The organism is Vibrio sp. CCB-PB317, assembly GCF_022808245.1.
GTDB lineage: Bacteria > Pseudomonadota > Gammaproteobacteria > Enterobacterales > Vibrionaceae > Vibrio > Vibrio diabolicus.
This window is the reverse complement of the sequence record NZ_JALGNU010000012.1, coordinates 1-2,942: the sequence shown is the minus strand read 5'-3', so window position 1 is coordinate 2,942 and position 2,942 is coordinate 1. Positions and strand designations below refer to the sequence as shown.

Annotated in this window: 1 rRNA gene; it reads left to right on the top strand. The window is 51.6% G+C overall.

Annotated features, from left to right (window positions below):
- The first annotated feature begins 28 nt into the window (after positions 1 to 28).
- A 23S ribosomal RNA gene (locus MTR11_RS23940) occupies positions 29 to 2,918 on the top strand.
- Positions 2,919 to 2,942: the final 24 nt, after the last annotated feature.

The window sequence follows — 2,942 nt, the reverse complement described above, 5'->3', positions numbered from 1 at the left end:
ATCAACTCGAAACTCCTTCGGGTTGTATGGTTAAGTGACTAAGCGTACACGGTGGATGCCTTGGCAGTCAGAGGCGATGAAGGACGTATTAACTTGCGATAAGCCCAGATTAGGTAGTAAAAACCACTTGAGTCTGGGATTTCCGAATGGGGAAACCCACTTACATAAGTAAGTATCGTTATGTGAATACATAGCATAACGAGGCGAACCGGGGGAACTGAAACATCTAAGTACCCCGAGGAAAAGAAATCAACCGAGATTCCGAAAGTAGCGGCGAGCGAAATTGGACTAGCCCTTAAGCTTTATAGGCGTTAGGTGAACAAGCTGGAAAGCTTGGCGATACAGGGTGATAGCCCCGTAACTGACGACGCATATTCAGTGAAATCGAGTAGGGCGGGACACGTGATATCCTGTCTGAATATGGGGGGACCATCCTCCAAGGCTAAATACTACTGACTGACCGATAGTGAACCAGTACCGTGAGGGAAAGGCGAAAAGAACCCCTGTGAGGGGAGTGAAATAGAACCTGAAACCGTGTACGTACAAGCAGTAGGAGCAGGCTTGTCCTGTGACTGCGTACCTTTTGTATAATGGGTCAGCGACTTATATTCAGTGGCAAGGTTAACCATCTAGGGGAGCCGTAGGGAAACCGAGTCTTAACTGGGCGTTCAGTCTCTGGATATAGACCCGAAACCAGGTGATCTAGCCATGGGCAGGTTGAAGGTTGAGTAACATCAACTGGAGGACCGAACCGACTAATGTTGAAAAATTAGCGGATGACTTGTGGCTAGGGGTGAAAGGCCAATCAAACCTGGAGATAGCTGGTTCTCCCCGAAAGCTATTTAGGTAGCGCCTCGGACGAATACTACTGGGGGTAGAGCACTGTTAAGGCTAGGGGGTCATCCCGACTTACCAACCCTTTGCAAACTCCGAATACCAGTAAGTACTATCCGGGAGACACACGGCGGGTGCTAACGTCCGTCGTGGAGAGGGAAACAACCCAGACCGCCAGCTAAGGTCCCAAATTACTACTAAGTGGGAAACGATGTGGGAAGGCTCAGACAGCCAGGATGTTGGCTTAGAAGCAGCCATCATTTAAAGAAAGCGTAATAGCTCACTGGTCGAGTCGGCCTGCGCGGAAGATGTAACGGGGCTAAGTAGTAAACCGAAGCTGCGGCAATGCACTTTAGTGCATTGGGTAGGGGAGCGTTCTGTAAGCGGTTGAAGGTGTGTGGTAACGCATGCTGGACGTATCAGAAGTGCGAATGCTGACATGAGTAACGATAAAGGGGGTGAAAAACCTCCTCGCCGGAAGACCAAGGGTTCCTGTCCAACGTTAATCGGGGCAGGGTAAGTCGACCCCTAAGGCGAGGCCGAAAGGCGTAGTCGATGGGAAACGGGTTAATATTCCCGTACTTCTTACAATTGCGATGGGGGGACGGAGAAGGCTAGGTGGGCCTGGCGACGGTTGTCCAGGTTCAAGTGCGTAGGCTGAAGAGTTAGGTAAATCCGGCTCTTCTTAAGGCTGAGACACGACGTCGAGCATCTACGGATGTGAAGTCATTGATGCCATGCTTCCAGGAAAAGCCTCTAAGCTTCAGATTGTAAGGAATCGTACCCCAAACCGACACAGGTGGTCGGGTAGAGAATACCAAGGCGCTTGAGAGAACTCGGGTGAAGGAACTAGGCAAAATGGTACCGTAACTTCGGGAGAAGGTACGCTCTCGACGGTGAAGTCCCTCGCGGATGGAGCTATTGAGAGTCGCAGATACCAGGTGGCTGCAACTGTTTATTAAAAACACAGCACTGTGCAAAATCGCAAGATGACGTATACGGTGTGACGCCTGCCCGGTGCCGGAAGGTTAATTGATGGGGTTAGACTTCGGTCGAAGCTCTTGATCGAAGCCCCGGTAAACGGCGGCCGTAACTATAACGGTCCTAAGGTAGCGAAATTCCTTGTCGGGTAAGTTCCGACCTGCACGAATGGCGTAATGATGGCCACGCTGTCTCCACCCGAGACTCAGTGAAATTGAAATCGCTGTGAAGATGCAGTGTACCCGCGGCTAGACGGAAAGACCCCGTGAACCTTTACTACAGCTTGGCACTGAACATTGACCCTACATGTGTAGGATAGGTGGGAGGCTTTGAAGCGCAGTCGCTAGATTGCGTGGAGCCGTCCTTGAAATACCACCCTTGTAGTGTTGATGTTCTAACGTCGACCCCTTATCGGGGTTGCGGACAGTGCCTGGTGGGTAGTTTGACTGGGGCGGTCTCCTCCCAAAGCGTAACGGAGGAGCACGAAGGTGGGCTAATCACGGTTGGACATCGTGAGGTTAGTGCAATGGCATAAGCCCGCTTGACTGCGAGAATGACAATTCGAGCAGGTGCGAAAGCAGGTCATAGTGATCCGGTGGTTCTGAATGGAAGGGCCATCGCTCAACGGATAAAAGGTACTCCGGGGATAACAGGCTGATACCGCCCAAGAGTTCATATCGACGGCGGTGTTTGGCACCTCGATGTCGGCTCATCACATCCTGGGGCTGAAGTCGGTCCCAAGGGTATGGCTGTTCGCCATTTAAAGTGGTACGCGAGCTGGGTTTAGAACGTCGTGAGACAGTTCGGTCCCTATCTGCCGTGGGCGTTGGAGAATTGAAAGGGGCTGCTCCTAGTACGAGAGGACCGGAGTGGACGAACCTCTGGTGTTCGGGTTGTGTCGCCAGACGCATTGCCCGGTAGCTAAGTTCGGGATCGATAACCGCTGAAAGCATCTAAGCGGGAAGCGAGCCTTGAGATGAGTTCTCCCTGATACTTTAAGTATCCTAAAGGGTTGTCGTAGACTACGACGTTGATAGGCAGGGTGTGTAAGCGTTGTGAGGCGTTGAGCTAACCTGTACTAATTGCCCGTGAGGCTTAACCATACAACACCCAAGGGGTTTTGATGG